Here is a 3,113-nt window from a genome sequence, read left to right on the forward strand (position 1 = left end):
CTCCGAGAAGTCGCCCGTCGAGATCCCCTTCAGGTAAAGGATCGGCAGCAGCGTCTCGATCGACTTCGAACGCCGCATGTAGGGCGGCAGGATCGCCGGAGAGAACCGGATGCGGTCGGGATCGGAGGCGTCCGCTTCGCGATCGCGCACACGCGGCTGGCGGATCGCGACCGGACCGATACCGGTCATCACCTCCCGCTCCGGCAGGTGACCGTGGCGGACGATGCGCTGGTGGCCGTCCGCGGTCTTCAAATCGGCATGCTTGCCGAGAAAGTCCTCGACCTCGGCCTCGACCGCCTGGGCGAGAAGGGCACGTGCCCCGCTGCGCAAGACTTCTGTGAGTTGATCGTCGAAGGTTCCTGGCTGAATCAGATGGATGACGTTATCGTTGGACACGGCATATCGCTCCTTCGGTGGAGAAGTGGAGGCGTCAAGCACCCCCACGATATGCCGCCTTTCCGATTCCCATCGTCACCAACTTTGGGCGATACTCTACTCATATTTGATAAGGGGTCCCCTCTTTGCGTCTATATGGTCGCGGAAGAACGCGACGAAAGGAGAAGCTCCCGAGCGCAACGCGAATGAAGGTGCGCAAAAACACTCGGCCGCCATCATCACAGTGCTCTTGCTGTTGCAGAACGGACGAAGGACTGCCGTCCGGCAAATCCCAACTCCGCGCCGATTATTAACCCAGATCCAGGCGCATCGCTCTCGATCGCCTCCTCAACGATCGCCGTCTCAAAATCCACCTTAATCGCCGAGCGGAGCGATCCAGCCGAAACTTTGCGCTTCCCGGCAACGGTTGCGGTGTGACCGATCTCTCAGGCCAAGACTCCCATGCTCTGGATATTCAAATCCTGAACGGCACAAGTTTAGCGCTTACGTGTACCCCTTGAATTCGCACGGAACGAACTGCGCCTTCGCCTTGCATCATGTTGTGGACGCCTGACGGCACGCCAGCAGCATACGAACTTCGGACCAGATGATGGCGAGGGTGACATTTCGGCTGGTGTCAGTACCATGTGCAGCCGGCGGCCAGTGCTGGGGCGACCTTCATATTTGTCTAACCGATTGGCGAATTCCCGGCGTGATCAAGTCGATCACACCGATTGGTTCACATGTAATTTTAGTACCTCTTCGCAGTTCCTCAAACAATAGTCCTGCAGTACGTCGATCATGGAAGGTTGATTGGTACCCCCTTCCGCTCGCGTGCAAGCTGAATAGGGACGCCCATTTCGTGGGAGCACTTCGGCAACATTGCCATGCCGTCTCTCGGACGCGCAAGAATAGTTCGGGTTCGCGGCACCTCTATCCGTTCTTGGCGCGCCGTTTGAGGAAAGCCAGGAAACGCCGCCTGAGCAGCGGCAGCGGCACGTCAACATTCTTCTATCCGTCCGACGCGACGCCTCACATAGTGCTCATGTTCATGAAACTTGGTCTCCTCAACGACTGATAGACGTGACTACATCTTGCAGGAGCGCCCGCGCCAGAACAATACTTCAAAGGCAGCGAATGATCTACAATCGAACTTTTAAATGCGACCGCTACCAAAGATCGCATTCAACCATGGCGCCTCGCCTTCCCGCTTCGCTGCGCAGATTAAATCGGCCGCCTTCTCCGCGATCATGATCGTCGATGCATTCGTGTTTCCACCGATGATGGTTGGCTTCACTGATGCATCAACTACCCTTAGCTTTTCCACACCGCGAACACGCAACTGAGGGTCGACTACCGCGGCATAGTCACTGCCCATCCGACAGGTACCAACCGGGTGTTTGCCGCTGAACATACTGCCGCGTATCCAGTCGCGAAGCTCATCCTCGCGGCGTATTTCACAACCGGGCTCGAGCTCCTTAGCGATAAATGGCGCGAGAGCAGGTTGAGCGGCAACTTTCCGAACCTGTAGTGCGGCCGCGACCATCGGCGCCAAGTCGGCTGCTGGTGATAGGTAACCAGAGTCGATCTTGGGTAACGCGAACGGATCGGTGGGAGGTAAGCGAGACAGTACCGCGGCTCTGCGGCCTGAACTGAGAAACCGCGATCCTAAAGGCTTCACGGTGGAACTTCCCGCGGCCGAATCCCCTCCACCTCAGCGCCTGCAACCCCACCCCGAGAATGAAGAACCATTGGATGTCAGGGACCGCATCGCTCGATTGCATTCGTGTGAACGCACCGGCTTCGGCCGGAAGGCTTCTAGCCGGGCCTGAACGGAGCAAGAGTGCTTGAGCCATCATGAGGGCCGCACGGTCGGCGCGGACCACACTGTGCAACGTGAGCGGTTTGGTACAGCCGAACGATAAGGAGATGGAGGGATGGTCCTGAAGATTGCGTCCGACCCCCGACAGGTCCGCAACCAGAGAAGCGTATGCGCATCACCGATACCGGAGTGAAGCAGCAGAAAGGGAGAATGGATTGCGCCCACGCTGACTATAACTCGGCATCCGCATTAGCTTGGAAGTTCTTTCGAAATCGGCGGTATTCCACGCCGACTGCGCGCCGTCCCTCAAAACTGATCCGTGTCGCATATGCTCGCGTAACCACACGAAGGTTGGAGCGACGGCGAGCTTCGCCCGGGTAAGCGCGGGCGACCGACCAGCGACGTCCCCGGCGTATCGTATAGTCATACTGGCCGAAGCCTTCTTGAGATTCGCGGTTGAAATCCTCGCACTCTGCGAATCCCGCCTCGACCCCGGAGCGGACGAACGCCGGATAGAGCGGATTGGGCGAACTCCCTTTGCGGACGCGCAAGGGACCGCTTCGACCGTGGAAAGCGCCGTTTCTTGATGCATGTCCTTCTGCCTTCAGAAAGTACGGCAAGACGGCAACGTAACTCCAGCCTGGACTTCCCAAATCATGCCCAGTGATCATAGTCGGATTGATGGCCTCTCACATAGACCATTCCATTTATCGAGGAGGTTCCGCCAATCACCCGTCCACGCTGCCAGAAGACGCGCCTTCCGGCCACCGCTTGGCTAGGCTCAGTGAATAGCGGCCAGCCTTGCAGGCCATTGCGCAGCTAGGAGCCTGTCTGTTTAGTCGCGGTGTGGCCGCGACGATAAGACGATAACATGACGGCGCTCATCCGGCAGCCAGCGCGAGCTTTCGGAGGTTGT

General features: G+C 58.3%; 2 protein-coding genes. Both read right to left on the minus strand.

The window, feature by feature from the left end:
- The coding region (locus IVB48_RS40475) for a transposase (protein WP_247408845.1) at positions 1–396 on the minus strand (396 nt) is incomplete at its 3' end.
- 1,135 nt (positions 397–1,531) lie between these two features.
- Entirely contained in the window at positions 1,532–2,056 is a 525-nt protein-coding gene (locus IVB48_RS40480; protein WP_346659032.1) for a GMC oxidoreductase, read from the minus strand.
- Between the last annotated feature and the right edge of the window lie 1,057 nt (positions 2,057–3,113).

The organism is Bradyrhizobium sp. 76, from assembly GCF_023073025.1.
GTDB lineage: Bacteria > Pseudomonadota > Alphaproteobacteria > Rhizobiales > Xanthobacteraceae > Bradyrhizobium.